Origin of the sequence: Streptomyces sp. NPDC017225, assembly GCF_044331465.1 — a bacterium.
In the GTDB taxonomy this organism is placed as follows: Bacteria; Actinomycetota; Actinomycetes; order Streptomycetales; family Streptomycetaceae; genus Streptomyces.
The window spans coordinates 624,833-640,437 of record NZ_JBIRNE010000001.1; the positions used below are offsets into that span (position 1 = coordinate 624,833).

15 protein-coding genes are annotated in these 15,605 nt (G+C 72.1%); 5 read left to right on the top strand and 10 right to left on the bottom strand.

Going from position 1 to position 15,605, the window contains the following annotated elements; all coding sequences use genetic code 11:
* Positions 1 to 11 precede the first annotated feature (11 nt).
* Positions 12 to 656, bottom strand: coding sequence for an HD domain-containing protein (locus tag ACH4NX_RS02785; protein ID WP_351393878.1), 645 nt, complete (start codon positions 654 to 656; stop codon positions 12 to 14).
* Between the two features lie 144 nt (positions 657 to 800).
* A complete protein-coding gene (locus ACH4NX_RS02790) occupies positions 801 to 1,958 on the bottom strand; it encodes a M23 family metallopeptidase (RefSeq protein ID WP_398127506.1) in 1,158 nt (385 codons plus the stop codon).
* Positions 1,959 to 2,139: 181 nt separating this feature from the next.
* Between ACH4NX_RS02790 and ACH4NX_RS02795 the strand changes: the two genes are divergently transcribed.
* The gene (locus ACH4NX_RS02795) at positions 2,140 to 2,514 is read left to right on the top strand and encodes an AMP-binding protein (protein WP_398127418.1); all 375 of its coding nucleotides are present in this window, start codon (positions 2,140 to 2,142) and stop codon (positions 2,512 to 2,514) included.
* A 9-nt stretch (positions 2,515 to 2,523) separates the two neighbouring features.
* Here ACH4NX_RS02795 and ACH4NX_RS02800 read toward each other — a convergent pair whose 3' ends face one another.
* Positions 2,524 to 5,163, bottom strand: a complete 2,640-nt coding sequence (locus ACH4NX_RS02800; protein ID WP_398127419.1) for a SpoIIE family protein phosphatase — start codon at positions 5,161 to 5,163, stop codon at positions 2,524 to 2,526.
* A 518-nt stretch (positions 5,164 to 5,681) separates the two neighbouring features.
* Between ACH4NX_RS02800 and ACH4NX_RS02805 the strand changes: the two genes are divergently transcribed.
* Both ACH4NX_RS02805 and ACH4NX_RS02810 read left to right on the top strand, forming a co-directional pair.
* The gene (locus ACH4NX_RS02805) at positions 5,682 to 5,903 is read left to right on the top strand and encodes a hypothetical protein (RefSeq protein ID WP_351393888.1); all 222 of its coding nucleotides are present in this window, start codon (positions 5,682 to 5,684) and stop codon (positions 5,901 to 5,903) included.
* A gap of 318 nt (positions 5,904 to 6,221) precedes the next feature.
* A complete protein-coding gene (locus tag ACH4NX_RS02810) occupies positions 6,222 to 7,640 on the top strand; it encodes a Gfo/Idh/MocA family oxidoreductase (protein ID WP_351393890.1) in 1,419 nt (472 codons plus the stop codon).
* A 90-nt stretch (positions 7,641 to 7,730) separates the two neighbouring features.
* Here the strand turns inward: ACH4NX_RS02810 and ACH4NX_RS02815 are convergent, their stop codons facing one another.
* The gene (locus ACH4NX_RS02815; RefSeq protein ID WP_398127420.1) at positions 7,731 to 8,816 is read right to left on the bottom strand and encodes a GNAT family N-acetyltransferase; all 1,086 of its coding nucleotides are present in this window, start codon (positions 8,814 to 8,816) and stop codon (positions 7,731 to 7,733) included.
* Between the two features lie 725 nt (positions 8,817 to 9,541).
* Complete coding sequence (locus ACH4NX_RS02820; RefSeq protein ID WP_351393896.1) at positions 9,542 to 10,306, bottom strand: L,D-transpeptidase family protein; 765 nt, start codon at positions 10,304 to 10,306, stop codon at positions 9,542 to 9,544.
* A gap of 458 nt (positions 10,307 to 10,764) precedes the next feature.
* Here ACH4NX_RS02820 and ACH4NX_RS02825 point away from each other — a divergent pair, with 458 nt between their 5' ends.
* Positions 10,765 to 10,968: a cold-shock protein gene (locus tag ACH4NX_RS02825; RefSeq protein ID WP_003978336.1), complete on the top strand. Its 204-nt coding sequence runs from the start codon at positions 10,765 to 10,767 to the stop codon at positions 10,966 to 10,968.
* Between the two features lie 88 nt (positions 10,969 to 11,056).
* Here the strand turns inward: ACH4NX_RS02825 and ACH4NX_RS02830 are convergent, their stop codons facing one another.
* The 3 genes from ACH4NX_RS02830 to ACH4NX_RS02840 form a co-directional block, all read right to left on the bottom strand.
* Positions 11,057 to 11,890 (bottom strand): alpha/beta hydrolase, encoded by an 834-nt coding sequence (locus ACH4NX_RS02830; protein WP_351393901.1) that lies wholly within the window; start codon positions 11,888 to 11,890, stop codon positions 11,057 to 11,059.
* 99 nt (positions 11,891 to 11,989) lie between these two features.
* A complete protein-coding gene (locus ACH4NX_RS02835; RefSeq protein ID WP_398127421.1) occupies positions 11,990 to 12,805 on the bottom strand; it encodes an SAM-dependent methyltransferase in 816 nt (271 codons plus the stop codon).
* A gap of 117 nt (positions 12,806 to 12,922) precedes the next feature.
* Complete coding sequence (locus ACH4NX_RS02840) at positions 12,923 to 13,834, bottom strand: SMP-30/gluconolactonase/LRE family protein (RefSeq protein ID WP_351393907.1); 912 nt, start codon at positions 13,832 to 13,834, stop codon at positions 12,923 to 12,925.
* Positions 13,835 to 13,910: 76 nt separating this feature from the next.
* On the opposite strand from ACH4NX_RS02840, the gene ACH4NX_RS02845 reads away from it, so the two are divergent.
* The gene (locus ACH4NX_RS02845) at positions 13,911 to 14,357 is read left to right on the top strand and encodes an Lrp/AsnC family transcriptional regulator (protein WP_398127422.1); all 447 of its coding nucleotides are present in this window, start codon (positions 13,911 to 13,913) and stop codon (positions 14,355 to 14,357) included.
* Between the two features lie 101 nt (positions 14,358 to 14,458).
* Here the strand turns inward: ACH4NX_RS02845 and ACH4NX_RS02850 are convergent, their stop codons facing one another.
* Together ACH4NX_RS02850 and ACH4NX_RS02855 are read right to left on the bottom strand one after the other, a co-directional pair.
* A complete protein-coding gene (locus tag ACH4NX_RS02850) occupies positions 14,459 to 14,908 on the bottom strand; it encodes a cyclic nucleotide-binding domain-containing protein (protein ID WP_398127423.1) in 450 nt (149 codons plus the stop codon).
* A gap of 240 nt (positions 14,909 to 15,148) precedes the next feature.
* Positions 15,149 to 15,580: a Rid family hydrolase gene (locus ACH4NX_RS02855; protein ID WP_351393913.1), complete on the bottom strand. Its 432-nt coding sequence runs from the start codon at positions 15,578 to 15,580 to the stop codon at positions 15,149 to 15,151.
* Positions 15,581 to 15,605: the final 25 nt, after the last annotated feature.

A 15,605-nucleotide genomic window follows, 5' to 3' on the forward strand; every position in this document is an offset into this window, starting at 1 on the left:
TGACCGTCCCCCTACTCCGCCCACGGCGAGTCGAGGACGGTGCGGACGAAGTCCCCGCGCTCGAAGCCCGGCACGTAGTGCGCGAGCACGTCCGCCTTGACGTTGCCGAAGGAGGTGTCCGGCTTGGGCCGCACACCCTCGGTGAACGCCCGCAGGATGCGGCGCTTGAAGTCGGGACGCGGATGCAGGGCGACGACCGCGGTCCGCTCGTCCTCGGGGACGTCGTGGTAGCCGATGCCGAGAACGTCGTACTCCACGCCCGCCGTCACCAGCGCCACCTCGGGCTCCATGAACGCGGGGACGCCGGGGGTGGTGTGCAGGGCGATCGCCGTCCACACCCGCCGGACGCTGTCCTCGGGTACCTCCCGCGCGCGCAGGAAACGGCGCGCCTCGTCGGCGCTGTCCACCTCGAAGCGCCGGCCACTGTCGTGGAAGGCCTCGTTCAGGCCCAGGTCGTGGAACATCGCGCCGATGTACAGCAACTCCGGATCGAAGCTCAGATCGCGGTCGCGCCCCTGGAGGGCGCCGAAGAAGTACACCCGGCGTGAGTGGTGGTAGATCAGCTCGCTCGTGCTGTCCCGCACCAGCTCGGTCGCCTCCCGGGCCAGCCGCGTGTCCGGGACGCGCACTTCGGTCGTGGACGGGTCGTTCGTCATCGCCAACCGCCTGTTCCTCGGCCCCCAGTTCCTCGGGCCACCGGCGTCCGGCACCCGTGACCAGTCTGCGCGGCGCCCGGCGGTGACGCCATGGCGGTCCGTCCGTACGCCCCACGGACACGGACACGGACACGCGCCGTCGGCCTAGCCGCCTGTGACGAGCCAGGGGCGCGGATCGGTGTAGTACCCGTCGAGGACGACTTCGAAGTGCAGGTGGGGGCCGGTGGACAGCCCGGTGGAACCGACCCGCCCGACCGGGGTGCCGGCTTCCACGGTCTGTCCCACGGCGGCCTCCAGGGACGACAGGTGGCTGTAGGTGGTCTGCAGCCCTTTGCCCTCGATGGCTCCGTGGTCGATCACGACGCGGTTGCCGTACGCGGCGGTCGGCGCGGCGAACACGACGCGGCCCTGCCGGGCGGCGACGACCTGCGCTCCCTGGGGCGCGGCGAAGTCCACGCCGGTGTGCAGCTTGGTCACCCCGGTCAGCGGGTGCTCCCGCGACCCGTAGGGCGAGGAGATGGTGAGCTCGCTCACCGGAGCGGCCAGCAGCGCCCCGAAAGCCCCGCCCGCGCCGCCGCCGGGATCGGCCCGGTCGAGCGCCTCGTAACGCGGGAGCAGGGCCTCGACCTCGGCGAGGTAGGTCTCGGCGGTCGGAGGGACACGCCCCGCCTTCGTCACGGAGTCCGTTCCCGACGAGTACGCGGCGAGGGTCAGGTCCACCAGGTCCCCGTTGACCCGGCCCTCGGTGCGCAGTTCGGTCACCTTCTCGGCGAGGGAGCAGTCCTGCCGGCCGAGCGCCATGATCGCGTCCGCCGGGTCGCGGGGCGAGGAGCTCCCGTTGCCGTCGTCGTCCTTGCCCCAGGTCCGCCACTCGGTGTCGGTGAAGGCGGCGATGCCCTTCTCGCCGGAGAGCTCGTCCGTGTCGTCCCGCCAGCCGGAGAGCTGGTCGATCTGAGCGGCGAGCACGGACGGTTCGAGGATCGTGCAGGCCGAGGCCGCCTTGCGCAGCCATGGGATGTAGGAGGGGTCGATGTCGACCGCCGCGGCCTGATCCGGTTCGGAGTCCTCGGGCCACGGGGACGGCAGACCGCCCGTCAGCGCGAAGAAGGCGGCCACACCGGTGATGGTCACCAGCCCCGGCAGCAGCAGCAGCGTGAAGGGCCCGGGACCGCGGCGCTTCCGCTTCCCGCCCTGCTCCGGTGGGCCCGGCTGCTCCGGCTGTGCTGGTTGTGCCGGATGTTCCGGCTGTCGCTCGTCCGTGTCTTGGGCCGCCCCCGCCACGGTCGGCCGCTCGTCGTTCACCTGCGGCGCGCGCCGGGACCTGATGCTCACGATGGGAAGGTAACGCCCTGTTCCGGTGAGTGTCAGGAGACCGCGAGGCAGAAGGGCATGCCCGAACGGGCAGAGCCGCCGGAGCCGACGGCCCCGGACGCCCGCACGAAGGCCCGGCCCCTCCTGACCGTTGACCCCGGAGATGACGGGAGTGACGTCGCCCCTCCATCTCACACGCGGCGCTCGTCACCGGCCGGAGCACCCCGCCCCGGTCTGTGACGACCGGACCTGGATCTACGCCCGCCTGGAGGAGCGCGCCAACCGGCTGGCCTCCGCACTCGTCAGGCGAGGGCTGGGGCCCGACGACGCCGTGGCCCGTCCAGCCTGGAACCGGCACGAGCTGATCGAGGTGGAGTTCGCCCTGTACAAGGCCGGGCTGATGACGACCAGCGTGGTGGCAGGCCTGTCCGGCGCCGACATCGCCCGCGCCGTCACCGACGACCCCGACCTCCTGCGGTCCTGCGGCCGGGCCCTTCCTCGTCGACCGGAGCGCCCCGATCCCCGGTCCCCGACCGTCACCCCCTGACGCCCGCGGTCAACAGGGCGGCGCGGGGCGGACGGCGAGGACGGCGATGTCGTCGGCGCTGTCGGCCCCCAGTCCGATCAGCAACTCGTCGCAGAATGTGTCGAGGGGCTCGCGGGCCAGGTCGGCGGCGTGCCCGCGCAGCCGGTCCAGGGCGTCGTCGAGGGGTTCGTCGCGGCGCTCGATGAGACCGTCGGTGTACAGCAGCAGCGTCGAGTGGGCCGGCAGCGTGTGGCGGGCCGTGGACCGGGGCATGTCGGGATCCATGCCGAGGAGCAGGCCCCCGGCGTCATCCAGGTAGCGGGTCTCACCCTCCCGGGTGGTCAGCAGGGGCGGCAGATGGCCGGCGGAGGAGTGCTTCAGCTCCCAGGGGCCTCGCGCGGACCCCTTGATCAGGCCGTAGACGCAGGTTGCGGTGGCCTCCCGGTGCAGACTGTGGTTCGCCAGGTCCAGTCGGCGCAGCACCTCCGCGGGCGGCTCCTGGCGGTCCACGGCGATGCCGCGGAGCATGCTGCGCAGCTGGCTCATGGCGATGGCCGCGTCGAGATTGTGTCCCGTGACGTCACCGATGACGACGGCGGCGTCCCCCTTGGGCAGGACGAAGCTGTCGTACCAGTCCCCGCCGACCTGCGCGGTGGTGGATGAGGCGGCGTAGCGGGCGGCCAGCCGCAGACCCTCGACCTCGGGCAGGACCGGCAGCAGGGAGCGCTGGAGCCGTTCGGCGATGGAGCGGGAGTCCTCGTACAGACGGGCGTTGTCCACGCCCAGCGCCAGGCTGTGCACCAGGTCGTCGACCAGGGCCAGGTCCTCCTCGGTGAACGGCCGCCCGCCCGCCGCACGGGTCAGGGTCAGGGCGCCGAGGATCTTGCGGCGGGCCCGCAGCGGAGCGACGACGGCACTGCCCGCACCGAGGTCGCGGAACAGTTCCACGTAGTTCCGGTCCAGCGCGCTCTCGGCCTGCCCCGGTGACGGAGCGGCGGTGAGCAGCAGGGGCCCCGCGCCGCGCAGCACACGGGCCAGCGGGCCGCGCGATTCCTCGGAGACCGGCGGGAGCCTGCCCTCGTGGGCCGAGAGGCGCAGGCCCCGGGGGTCCCGGTGGACGACACAGACCCGGTCCACCTGGGCTTGCTCGATGAACAGGTCCACCACGCACCAGTCGGCCAGCCGCCGTGTCAGCAGCCGGCCGGCGCACCGCAGCCCCTCGTCCAGGTCCAGGGTGTTGCTGAGCTCCGCTCCCAGGTCGGCCAGGAGGGACAGCCTGTTCAGCGCGGACATGCCGTGTTCGGCACCGCCCGTCCTCCTGCCGCGCTCCGGGGCGGCCGGTGGCCGGCGGCCCTCGCCGGGCGTCCGGGCCGCCGCCCGTGAGCCCCCGGCGAGGGCCCTCGGCACGTCGAGGGGAGTGGTCGCCCGCGGAGTGAGCTGGGCGACGAAGACGGTGCGGCCGTCGGCGGTCTCCTGCGTCTGGATGTACAGCCGCACCGGGACCACCCCGCCGTCACGGTGCAGCGCCGGAAGTGGCACGGAGCGGCCCACGATACGGGTGCGACCGGTGAGCAGCATCGAGGTGAACGCCGCCGTGTGCCGCCGACGCAGGTGCTCGGGGATGAGCGTGGTGAGCCTGCGCCCGACCAGGTCGTCCGGTCCCCAGCCCAGCAGCTCCGACGCCGGTCCGTTCGCCGCGATGATCCGGTTGCCCTCGTCGGCGGCGATGGTCGGGACCCTGCTGCCCCGTACCTGACCGGCGTCCCACGGCACGACCTCGGCGGAGCTGACCTCCGGTTCGCGGGGCATCACGGTCCACGCGGTGGGACGGTCCCCGGTCAGCTGTCCCACGATCTGGTCGAAGAACCAGTCCTGGAAGGCGCGGCCGCGCGGCAGCGCCGGCAGCGTGAGCAGCCGTTCCTCCCGAGCCCGTTCCTCGGCCAGGTCGAGCACGCGGCGCAGGGCCCGCACCGCGGGCGCGGCGTCGGCCGGCAGCGGCAGGAGCAGAGTGCGCAGTTCCGACTCGGGGAGCGGTTCCTCCAGCGCCGCCGTCATACAGGCGCTGATCACGTTGTTGATGTCGTTGGCGGCCGTGAGGTCCTCGGACGACATCTCGAGGAGGTCTCCGGCGGACGCGGCGAGGGCCAGTTCGCGCAGCACCGCGTGCCGGTGCTGCCGGCACGCCGAGTCCAGGGCACTCGGTACGTCGACGAGCGTCACCGTCTGCGCCGAGGGACACGGCGGCACGGCGGTCTCCCACCCGGACGACGGAGGCGGCGGGCCGTCGGACCACAGCTCGAACCACACCGTCTTGCCCTCGTCGTCGGCCTCGACCCCGTGCCGCGAGGCCAACTGCTGCACCAGTGCCAGTCCCTGGCCCGTACCGGCGTACGGCGGGCAGTGCTGCGGCACCAGCCCACGGTTCGGCCGGCGGTCACCGACCCGTACGCGCACCCGGCTGTCGTGGTGTGACACCGCCACCTCGACCTCGGTGCGCGCGTGCAGCACCGCGTTGGTGACCAGCTCGCTGACCAGAAGCTCCGCGGTGTCCACCAGCTCCGAGGTGACGTCGTCCAGAGCGGTACGCACGAACCGCCGGGCCGACGCCGCGCTCACCGGCCCCTCGGGGAAGCGCCGTGACACCGCCGTCGGTGGATCGAGGTAGCCCATGTCATCAGTGTGTGCCTCGCACGGCGGGCCTCGCAGCGCGCCATGCGTGTGCGCCCCGGCCGAATCGCCGTGATGTCCGCCGGCCGGGTGACGCCTTCGGGTGGTTCAGCCGGCAGCCGGGTCTGGCAGGCGGGGGATTACTCCGATAGCTTGCTGGTGCGGCCCCGCGTTCTCCCCCGTACGCGGGGCCGCACCAGGCCGCGCCACCGGGACGGGTGGGTGTCATGGGTCGCCGGTGACCACCGCGCCGGTACGGCGGGCCCGTCGCGCCGCCCGGACGACAGGGCGGGTGCGCGGCCGCCCGACCGCGCCCGACTTCATCGCGCCGACGTGAACCTGGCCGAAGACGGCCCGTCGCGGAAGACGGCTCGTTCCACGCGGAGACGATCACGACGCGTCGGCGGCCGGTCACCCGGGAACGATGGAGGCGAGTCGGGCGGGAGCCGTGATCACCGGGCTGCCGCAGGGCTGGTAGCGTCGCGTGGTCGCGGCGGGCGGCGCGAGAGAGGTGTCGGTGCGTGGGTGAGCGGCAGGACCGTGAGTGGGTGGCGATGACACCGGGCGATTTCGACCGGGACGCCCCACTGGTCCTCAACGTGGGCACCGGTCCCACCACTGTCCCCGCCGAGCCGGACGAGTACGGCACGGCACCGCTGTTCGGGGACGCGGCGCCCGCACCGAGTGCCCCGCGCCGGAACCGGCGGTCGACGCCCTCGCCCGCCCAGGAACGGCTGTTCTGACCGTCCCCACCAGGTGCCGGGGTGTGCACCCTGGGCCCGTGCGACCGGACTCCCCCTCTTGCGAGAAGTGGTGCGGGACGGAACGCGGCTCCGTTCGATGCGCGGAGTTGCTCGGAACGGCTATGTATCGAGCACGTATTGACATGTAACTGCTGAGCCCGCAGAGTTTTGCCCCGAAAGTGTTCGACAGCTCGGCCTGCTCGGCCTGCTCAGTCTGTTCACCCCTGTTCTCCCCGCTCAGCCTGCTCGACCGCGCTCGACACCGCCCGACAGTGCCCCGACCGTGATGCCACCGCCCACGAGGAGTGTGTTGCCGTCATGTCCGAAACGCCCGCTGTCTCACGCCGACTGCTCCTGGGCGGCGCCGTCGCCACCGGCGCGCTCGCCGCCGGGATGACCGTTTCGTCCGCGTCGGCGGCGGCCGAGCAGGCGCCCCGCCGCAGGCCCGGCCAGAAGTCGATGATCGGCGTCCCGTTCGACGCCCACAGAACCGTGCGCGTCGGTGTCATCGGCCTCGGCAACCGGGGCAGCGGCATGATCACCGGCTGGGCGGCCGTCCCCGGCTGCACGGTGACAGCCGTCTGCGACATCCGCGCCGACCGTGCCGAACGCGCCGCCGACCGTCTGGAGGACAAGGGCAGGCCGCGCCCCGCCGAGTACGGCGGCTCGGCCGACTCCTACGCCCGGATGCTCAGGCGGGACGACATCGACCTGGTGTACGTGGCCACGCCGTGGGAGTTCCACTACGAGCACGGCAGGGCGGCGCTGCTCAGCGGCAGACACGCCGTGGTGGAACTCCCCATCGCGACGGAACTGCGCCAGCTGTGGGACCTGGTCGAGACCTCGGAGCGCACCCGCAGGCACCTTCTCCTGTCCGAGAACTGCAACTACGGCCGCAACGAGCTGGCCATGCTCAGGGCAGCGCACGACGGCCTGTTCGGGAACATCACCAACGGCCACGGCGGCTACCTCCACGACCTGCGCGAACTCCTCTTCTCCGACACCTACTACACGGACTCCTGGCGGCGCCTGTGGCACACCCGCAGTACCGCCTCCTTCTACCCCATGCACGGGCTGGCGCCGATCGCCGCGGCCATGGACATCAACCGCGGCGACCGCATGACCACGCTGCGCGCCACCGCGACGGCCCCCAGGGGACTGGCCGACTACCGTGCACGCTTCGTCCCCAGGGACCACCCCTCCTGGAAAGAGACCTACATCAACGGTGACCTGGTCACCTGCATGATCGAAACGGAGAAGGGCAGGACGATCCGGGCGGAGCACGACGTGAGTTCGCCCCGGCCGTACAGCAGGATCAACACCCTCGCCGGCAGCCGCGGCATCGTCGAGGACTACGCGGGGCCCTCCCCGACCGGGGCCCGGATCTACGTCGAACCGGACCACGGCGGCCACACCTGGCGCGACTTCGAGGGTTACCGCAAGGAGTACGACCACTGGCTGTGGCAGAAGGTCGGCGACGACGCCGCGAACAACGGCGGCCACGGCGGGATGGACTACATTCTGCAGTGGCGCACCGTCCAGCTGATGCGGGCGGGACTGGTGCCGGACATCGACGTCTACGACTCGGCCGCCTGGTGCGCCCCCGTTCCGCTGAGCGTCAAGTCGCTGGCCAAGGACGGCCGGCCGGTGGAGATACCCGACTTCACCCGCGGCGCCTGGCGTGAGCGCAGGCCGGGCCTCGACTCGGCACCCACCGACATGCCGCCCGTCGGCTGAGCACCGGCTCCGGCGCGGATCCCGCCACGGCACACGGTGAGCCATCGTGTGCCGTGGCGGAACGCCGCCCCGCGCACCTGCCCGACGGGGTCAACGGTCGCGCAACCGCCCCAGTTCCTCCAGCGTCCGGGCGGCGGTGCGGGCCAGCCGCGGCCGGTCACGCACGAACCGGCGGGCGGCTCGGGCCGGCTCCCGTCCCAACCGGTCAAGGGCGCCGCCCGGCCCGGGGAGAACCACGGCGCCCGCGTGCACCTTCAGGTCACGTGTCTTGAACGACTCCTTGTACCGCGCCGGCCCGCTGCCCAGATCGACCAGCTCGATCCCGTCGGCGGCAGCCGCCTCCAGCATCCGCCACAGCAGCACGAGCCCGGGGGAGTACTTGCCGTACGCCCGGTCGTACGCCGGGAACCACCAGGACAGGACCGTGGGCGAGCGCAGCCCGAAGTGGGCCGCCACGGGCCGGCCGTCGGCGTAGAGCACGGACGTCATCCCACGGCACTCGGGATCGTCGCTCCGGGCGAGCAGGTCCACCAGCCGGGTGATCCACGCCTGCGCGAACCGGTCGCGGCGGCCCGTGCGCCGGTACTGGGCGGACTTCCACCGCATGAGCGCCCGCAACACCCCGGGATCCGGGTCGTCGTACACGAAACGCACCTCACCGACCTGACGGGCCAGTTTCCGCTCCTTGGCGAGGGTCTGCTTGAGGAAGCCCGGCGAGCCGTGGCGCAGGCTCTGCGCGTACCGCTCGAACCCGTCATCGAGGTCGACGACCGGTGAGGCGAGCCCCTCGGTAGCGTGGGGCAGGAACGGGTGCTGGCCCGCCTCGAGACTGTCGAACTCCCAGGACGAGAGGGCACAGGCCCGCAGCAGGGCGCGGGCGTCGAGGCGAACGCCCTCGCGCAGCACGACGCCCTGACTGTCCGACACCCCGAGTCCGATGGCCCGCCCGCGCCCGGCGAAGCCCCGCTCGTGCGGGAAGTACCCGACAGGCACCCCGTCCTCCCGCAGCACCGCGACCCTGGCCCGCGGTCTGACCAGCCCGACCGCCGCGGTGAACGCCGGGTCCATGAACGGATTCGCCGGGGCTCGGGAGGCGGTTCTGAGCTCCCGCCACATCTTGCGGTCGTCCGCGCCGAGCTCTCCCGGCCCGATCACGTCCATGCGTTTGTCGGACATTCGCCTGCCTCCTGCGTCGTCGTCACTCCGGACACATGAAGACCTGCTGGCAACCGCGTGTCGGCGGGCGGTACTCAGGCCGCGCGGCGCAGGCCGTTGTCGGTACCGCCGTTGCTCAGCAGCGATACGTGCGCGGTTCGGGTCCTTTTCGGGAGGCCTCGTCCGCTCCCGGCCCGCCGGGCGGCCCCGGCGGGCGAAGGCCCGTGCCGTCCTGCCACGCGGCGCATGTCCGGGCCGGGGCGCGGGCGGCCACGCCGTCGCCGCTCCCGACGGTTCCCGCGCTCCTCGGTGACCGGGCGGCGACCTGACGGGGCGACGGGTCCCCTTCGCGCGGGCACGGCTCCCCGGCCGACTCGGCCGCCACCGTCACGGAGACCGCTGCCGACATCGCCGCCGTGCCACGGTCCGCCACCGGCTCCCCGAGCCCCGGTGGCCGGGCGGCGACGAGATGCAGCAGCGCCCAGGTCAGCAGAACTGCCGCCGCTGCCCATCGACGCCGCACTGTCGGACTCCTGACCTGCGTCCCGGCCGGGGGCTGACATACGGGCCAGCACTGGATCAGTCCCCCGAATACGCCCAGTCGTGTCTCCAGTAGGCCGAGAGCGACCCGCCCAGTCAAGCCCGCGTGACACGAACCGGTACGTTCCGCCCGGCCCGGGGGGACACGGCGCTACGTCGCCGTCTCACACCGGGCGTCCAGGACCGGTGGACACCCGCGGGCCGTCCTACCGCGCCAGGACCGACTCCGGTCCCATGACGACGACCGGCTCCTTGTCCGGATCCAGGCCGTTGAGCAGCGCGCGCATGTGCTCCGCGCTCAAGGACACGCAGGCGTTGGTCGGCCCGTGATGGTCCACGTGGATCCACACCCCGCCGCCCTTGTCCTCGCCCAGCGGGCGGGTCTTGTCCAGCGGGGTGGTGCCGGAGACCCGGTTGTAGTCGATGGCGATCACGTAGTCGAACGAACCCTCCAGCGGCTCGCCGAGATGCCCGGTGCCCGACACGGCGAACTGCGGATCCTGGTCGTAGGGGAGCCGGGTCCCCGGGTCGGGCAGCCGGCCTCCCGCGTCACTGAGGCGGAAGACGCCGATGGGTGTGTGCAGGTCGCCCGCCTCGTGGTCGTCGGTCCAGCCGCGCAGCCCGTTGTGGGCGGGCCAGGGACCGGCGACGGCGCGCCAGCCCTGTGCGGGGTACCGCTCGTAGAGCACCGCCCGCGCCTCGGACGAACTCTCCGTCGCGCCCGTGACCACCAGGGCCTGCCGGGAGGCGTCCGGAACACGGGCCCGCATCGCCGGTCCGATCCCGGGGAGGGGGCGGGGGAAGGAGCGCGGGGGAGCGGGCAGAGGGGACGCCGGCTGCGACGCGGACCGGCCGGGCGTCTGCGAGTCCTGCAAGGAGGCGCCCGACTGCTGCTGGGCGCAGCCGGTTCCCAGCACGCCGGTGCACATGGCAGCGCCGATCACAAGGGCCAGCGCTTTCCTGACGGTCATATCGATCTCCGACTCCGTGTGTGGACTACTCATTGCTAGACCACTTACGGAACCGGGTCGTGCGGTCGCCTCGCCGTCTCCCCCATATGGCGCAGGGACGGCCTTCACCGCCCGCGCATCCGGTCGCCCTGGCAGCGGGCACGGCGACGGCTTCGTCGCCGAGCGGTCACCGGGGAGGAGGCGAAGGAGCGTCTTTTGCGCCTTGCGCGGCTGATGACCGGGTGTGACGCGCTTCCCGCACGCCGTCACGGGCTCCAGGTCGCAACATCGTTGCCGCTCACACCCCTTACTCACTGGTGAGGCTCGGATATGCCGTGTAGCGTCAGCAGCAGATGTCGTGGTTCGCCCAGACCGCCCGCGCCGGAGTGCGGGCGGTTTGCTGTGCAATGCCGGAGGACCAGGACGACCACCTCCGGGTTCGCACGGTGCGGATCCGATATCGGCTGAAAGGCAAAGGCATGGCCAGCGGAACCGTCAAGTGGTTCAACTCTGAAAAGGGCTTCGGCTTCATCGCGCAGGACGGCGGCGGTCCCGACGTCTTCGCGCACTACTCCAACATCAACGCCCAGGGCTACCGCGAGCTGCAGGAAGGCCAGGCCGTCACCTTCGACATCACCCAGGGCCAGAAGGGCCCGCAGGCGGAGAACATCACCCCCGCCTGACCGGGAGGTCGCCGAACGGGGCAGGGTGCCCCGGGGGAACGCCGGTTCCCCCGGGCACCCTGCCCCGCGGCACACCGCCGCGCGACCGTCAGGGGACGCGGCGCAGAAAGCCGAGCAGCGCGGCCGTGAGCTCGGCGGGCGCGTCCTCCTGCACGAGATGCCCCGCGTGAGCGATCGGCTCCCACCGGGCACCGGGGACGGTGGCGGCGAGTTCCCGCCCCTTCGCCACGGGGATCCAGGCGTCCTCCTCGCCCCAGCAGACCAGCGTCGGGACACTGATACCGGCGTACCGGTCCTGGATCTCGTCGGTGTACCGCTGATCCGCCTGGGCGATCTGCCGGTAGAAGGCAGGCTGCCCCGACTCGCCGAGCCAGGGACCGACGAGCCGCTCCAGGACCACCGGGTGCAGCCCCGGCCCGCCGGTGGAAGCCACGTACTCGCGCACCAGCGCCTCATGGAGCGCCGGGGGCAACTGCTCGAAGACCTCGGCGTGGTCGCGGACCAGCCGGAAGAACGGCGAACCCCACGGTGCCAGCGCGACCGGATCGACCAGGGCGAGGGCCCGGTACGCGGCGCCGTGCAGCAGATGGGCCCGCAGAGCGACGGCACCGCCGAAGTCGTGGGCGACCACGAGGGGGTTCTCCAGGCCCCAGTGGCCCAGCAGCTCGGCGAACACCCGGCCCTGGGCGGCGAGGGACACGTCCTGGCCCGCGGACTGCTCCGACATGCCGTAGCCGGGCATGTCCCAGACGAACACCTGATGGTCACGCGCCAGCGAACGGGCCACCGCACGCCAGACGTACGAGGAGAACGGCGTGCCGTGCAGCAGGACCAGGGGCGGCCGGTCCGCTCCGCCCAGCCGGTTCCAGCGGACGGCCCCGGAGCCGCTGGGGAACGTCTCGGGCAACGGCCACTCGGGCATGGATGCTGCTCCTGTCGGTCGAGTCGGTCGAGTGGGGCGAGCCCCGGCGGCGAGTGCCACGTACGGGGGACGTGGCACTCGCCGTCCGCGGCCCGGGCGCTACGGCTTGCGGGCGAGGCCGCCGTGTTCCCCGATGGGCTTCGCGGGGGCGGAGCCGGCCTCCGGACGCCAGTGGGTGACCGGTACGACTCCGGGGTCCACGAGCTCCAGGCCGTCGAAGAACGCCGTGATCTGATCGACGGTGCGCAGGATGTACGGAGCGGCACCGCTCTCGTTGTAGGCGTCCTGGGCCCGGTCGAACTCCGGATCGATGCCTCGTGAACCGTCGTTGACGGAGAGGTAGCTGCCGGACGGCAGCGCGTCCATCAGCCGGGTGACGACGGAACGCGCCTGGTCGTGGTCCGCCATGTGCCCCAGGATGTTGCTGAGGATGAGGGCGACGGGCCGGTCGAGGTCCAGCGTCCTGGCGGCGGCCGTCAGGACGTTGTCGGGGTCGAGTACGTCGGAGTCGATGTAGGCGGTCGCCCCCTCGGGGGAGGAGTAGAGCAGCGCGCGGGCATGGGCGAGGACCATCGGGTCGTTGTCGACGTAGACGATCCGGGCCTCGGGGGCGATGCGCTGGGCGACCTCATGGGTGTTGTCGGCCGTCGGCAGACCCGTCCCGATGTCGAGGAACTGCCGGACACCCGCCTCGGCGACCAGGTACGTGATGTTGCGGCGCAGGAAGGCGCGGCTGCTGCGGGCGACGGTGACGATGCCGGGGAAGACGGCGGTGTACGCGTCGCCGGCCGCCTCGTCGACCGGGTAGTTGTCCTTCCCGCCCAGCCAGTAGTTCCAGATCCGGGCCGAGTGCGGCACCGAGGTGTCGATCTTCTGGTGTGCTGCGGTGCCGGGTGTCGTCACAGGGTCGCTCATGGGTACGGTCCGTCTTTCAGCCGAGGCATGGGTGCTTCATCACAACCTACGTCGCAACGGCCGCCCCCCGTACACCGGTTCACTTCTTCGCGGCCGCCCCGGCCGCCCCGGTCCTCCCTACAGGCGCGGCGCACCCGTCACCGACATCACCAGTGAGTACAGGGAGGTGGTCGCCGTGATGAACAGGCGGTTGTTCTTGGGGCCGCCGAAGGCGATGTTGGAGACGGGCTCGGGCACGCGCAGCCGGCCGATGAGGGTGCCGTCGGGGTCGTAGCAGTGGACACCGTCGTCCAGGGCGGCGGCCCACAGGCGGCCCTCGTCGTCGAAGCGGATGTTGTCGAAGCGCACGTCCCCCCGGGCCTCGGCGAAGACCTTCCCGTCGGACAGCGTGCCGTCCTCGCGGATGTCGAAGGCGTGGATCAGGGCGGCCCGGGAGTCGGAGACGTACAGCCGCGTCTCGTCGGGGGACAGGACGACGCCGTTGGGCCCGTCGAAGCCGCCTGCGGCGAACCGCACGTCGCCCGTGGCCGGGTCGATCCGGTACACGTTGCACGCGCCGATCTCGGACTCGGCGCGATGCCCCTCGTAGTCGCTGGTGATGCCGAAGTCCGGGTCGGAGAACCAGACGGTGCCGTCGGAGCGTACGACGGAGTCGTTCGGGCTGTTGAGCCGCTTGCCGTCGTAGCGGTCGGCGAGGACGGTCACGGTCCCGTCGGGTTCGGTGCGGGTGACACGGCGGTTGCCCTGTTCGCAGGTGATCAGGCGGCCCTGCCGGTCGAGCGTGTTGCCGTTGCTGTGGCCGGCCGGGGTCCGGAAGACGCCGACCGCGCCGGTGGCCTCGTCCCACCGCAGGATGCGGTCGTTGGGGATGTCGCTCCAGACCAGCTGGCGCCAGGCGGGGAGGTACAGCGGGCCCTCGGCCCAGCGGCAGCCGTCGTGCAGGACTTCCAGCCTGCTGTCACCGTTCGTACAGCGTCCGGTGCGGAAGCGGTCGTCCAGGGTCTCGTACGGGCCGTCGACGGCGGACATCGTGTCCTCCCAGCGGAAGCGAACAGAATGTGATTCAACGTAACACGCGATCACCCGAATCAGATATGGTCTCTGAGTGAAGTCAGTTGATGAGATAGACCGCCGGCTGATCGCGTTGCTCCAGGGGGACGCCACCCGGTCGTACGCCGCGCTGGGAAAGGCGGTCGGCCTGTCGGCGGGCGCCGCCCACGAGCGCGTACGCAAGCTGCGCGACCAGGGGGTCATCAGGGCCACCACGGTCGACGTGGACCCCGAGGCGCTCGACCGCGGGGTCCTCGCCTTCGTGCTGGTCGACTCCACCGCGTGGATGGGCGACCGGGCCGAGGAGTTCGCCCGCGTGCCGGAGGTCCAGGAGGCGCACGTGATCGCGGGCAGCGCGGCCGTCCTGGTGAAGGTGCGCACGGCCACCACCGAGCGCCTCCAGGACGTGCTGCGCCGCCTCCACGCGATCGACGGGGTCAGCGGTACCCGGGCGACGGTGGTGCTGGAGACCTTCTTCGAACGGCCGTTGGACGCCGGTTAGAGCGGAGCGCGCACGCGGTCCGGGTGCCCCGCCCCGGCGTTCGGTTCACCGGAGGCTTTCGGGCTACTGGACACTGGCGGCCGGCCGTACCGCGATCTCGTTCACGTCCACTCCGGCGGGCCGGGAGACGGCGAAGGCGACGGCGTCCGCGATCGCGGACGGTGGGCCACCACCCTGCCGACCCAGGCGGCGACCGCCCGGCCGAACCCGGGGTCGCGGACGCACAACTCCCGCATGGCCTCCGCGTCGAACTCCCAGGCCCGCACGGGGGTCGCGGCCTCCGCCCCCAGCTGCCACATGCAGGGCGGGAAGTGCCAGGACCAGCCGACCAGTTCACCGTGGCCCAGCGCCCCGAAGGCGGGGGCTCGGCGACCGGGAACGTACAGACCGAGGTGCACGGTGCCGGTCCGCACGATCCAGAACCGGTCGGCGCGCCGGCCCTCCTCGAAGAGACGGGTGCCCTCCGGGACGGAGACCTCGTGGGCGATCCGCACGAGTCGTTCACGGTGGTCGGTGGGGAGGGCCGCGGCCAGGGTGGTGGAAGAGGTCATCGCTCCGGCTCCTTTCGTTCTCGCACCGCGAGCAGCCGCCTGACGAACCGGACGGTACGAGAACACCACCCTGCGTCTCGTCGTTCCCCCGGGCCGCACGCGGGGGCGTGTCGGGTGGATACGAGCGTGCCGCCGGGCGAGGCGGGGCACGAGGGCCGCTCGGGCCAGGCCGGGGGCCGTTCGGCCCGGGGTACGCGACCCCGGGCCGCGACGGATCTTGCCCCGGGTGCGAAGCGGTACTCAGACCCGGGCCACGAACCTGACCTCGACCAGCAGTTCACTGAAGGCCAGCCGCGGGGTGCCGACCATCGTGCTGGCCACCTGAGGATCCGGCCGGCCGTAGGCCTCCTTGCGTACCGGCCCGGCCGCGGCGTCGGCCGCGTCGACGTCGATCGCGTGAATGACCTCTTCCACGACGTCGTCCAGCGACGCGCCGAAACGCCCCAGCAGCACCGCCGCGTTGGCATAGCACTGGCGCAACTGGTCGGCCGTGCGCGAGAAGTCGGTGACCCGTCCGTCCTCGTCGACCGGAGCGGGGGCGACGAGATCCGTCCCGTCGTGTGCCACCTGACCCGAGAGGTAAATGGTGTCACCGTGCCTGACCGCTTGGACGTACCCGTAGTCCTTTTCCCACGGGACCTGGAAGCTCTCGACCTGACGTGCGTTGCTCATGGCATTCCCATCATCAAAAAAAGGG

Coding starts and splice junctions, on each gene's coding strand:
- ACH4NX_RS02785 (WP_351393878.1), bottom strand. CDS start 656: ATGACGAACGACCCGTCCACGACCGAAGTGCGCGTCCCGGACACGCGG.
- ACH4NX_RS02800 (WP_398127419.1), bottom strand. CDS start 5,163: ATGGGCTACCTCGATCCACCGACGGCGGTGTCACGGCGCTTCCCCGAG.
- ACH4NX_RS02810 (WP_351393890.1), top strand. CDS start 6,222: ATGTCCGAAACGCCCGCTGTCTCACGCCGACTGCTCCTGGGCGGCGCC.
- ACH4NX_RS02815 (WP_398127420.1), bottom strand. CDS start 8,816: ATGTCCGACAAACGCATGGACGTGATCGGGCCGGGAGAGCTCGGCGCG.
- ACH4NX_RS02820 (WP_351393896.1), bottom strand. CDS start 10,306: ATGACCGTCAGGAAAGCGCTGGCCCTTGTGATCGGCGCTGCCATGTGC.
- ACH4NX_RS02825 (WP_003978336.1), top strand. CDS start 10,765: ATGGCCAGCGGAACCGTCAAGTGGTTCAACTCTGAAAAGGGCTTCGGC.
- ACH4NX_RS02830 (WP_351393901.1), bottom strand. CDS start 11,890: ATGCCCGAGTGGCCGTTGCCCGAGACGTTCCCCAGCGGCTCCGGGGCC.
- ACH4NX_RS02835 (WP_398127421.1), bottom strand. CDS start 12,805: ATGAGCGACCCTGTGACGACACCCGGCACCGCAGCACACCAGAAGATC.
- ACH4NX_RS02840 (WP_351393907.1), bottom strand. CDS start 13,834: ATGTCCGCCGTCGACGGCCCGTACGAGACCCTGGACGACCGCTTCCGC.
- ACH4NX_RS02850 (WP_398127423.1), bottom strand. CDS start 14,908: ATGACCTCTTCCACCACCCTGGCCGCGGCCCTCCCCACCGACCACCGT.
- ACH4NX_RS02855 (WP_351393913.1), bottom strand. CDS start 15,580: ATGAGCAACGCACGTCAGGTCGAGAGCTTCCAGGTCCCGTGGGAAAAG.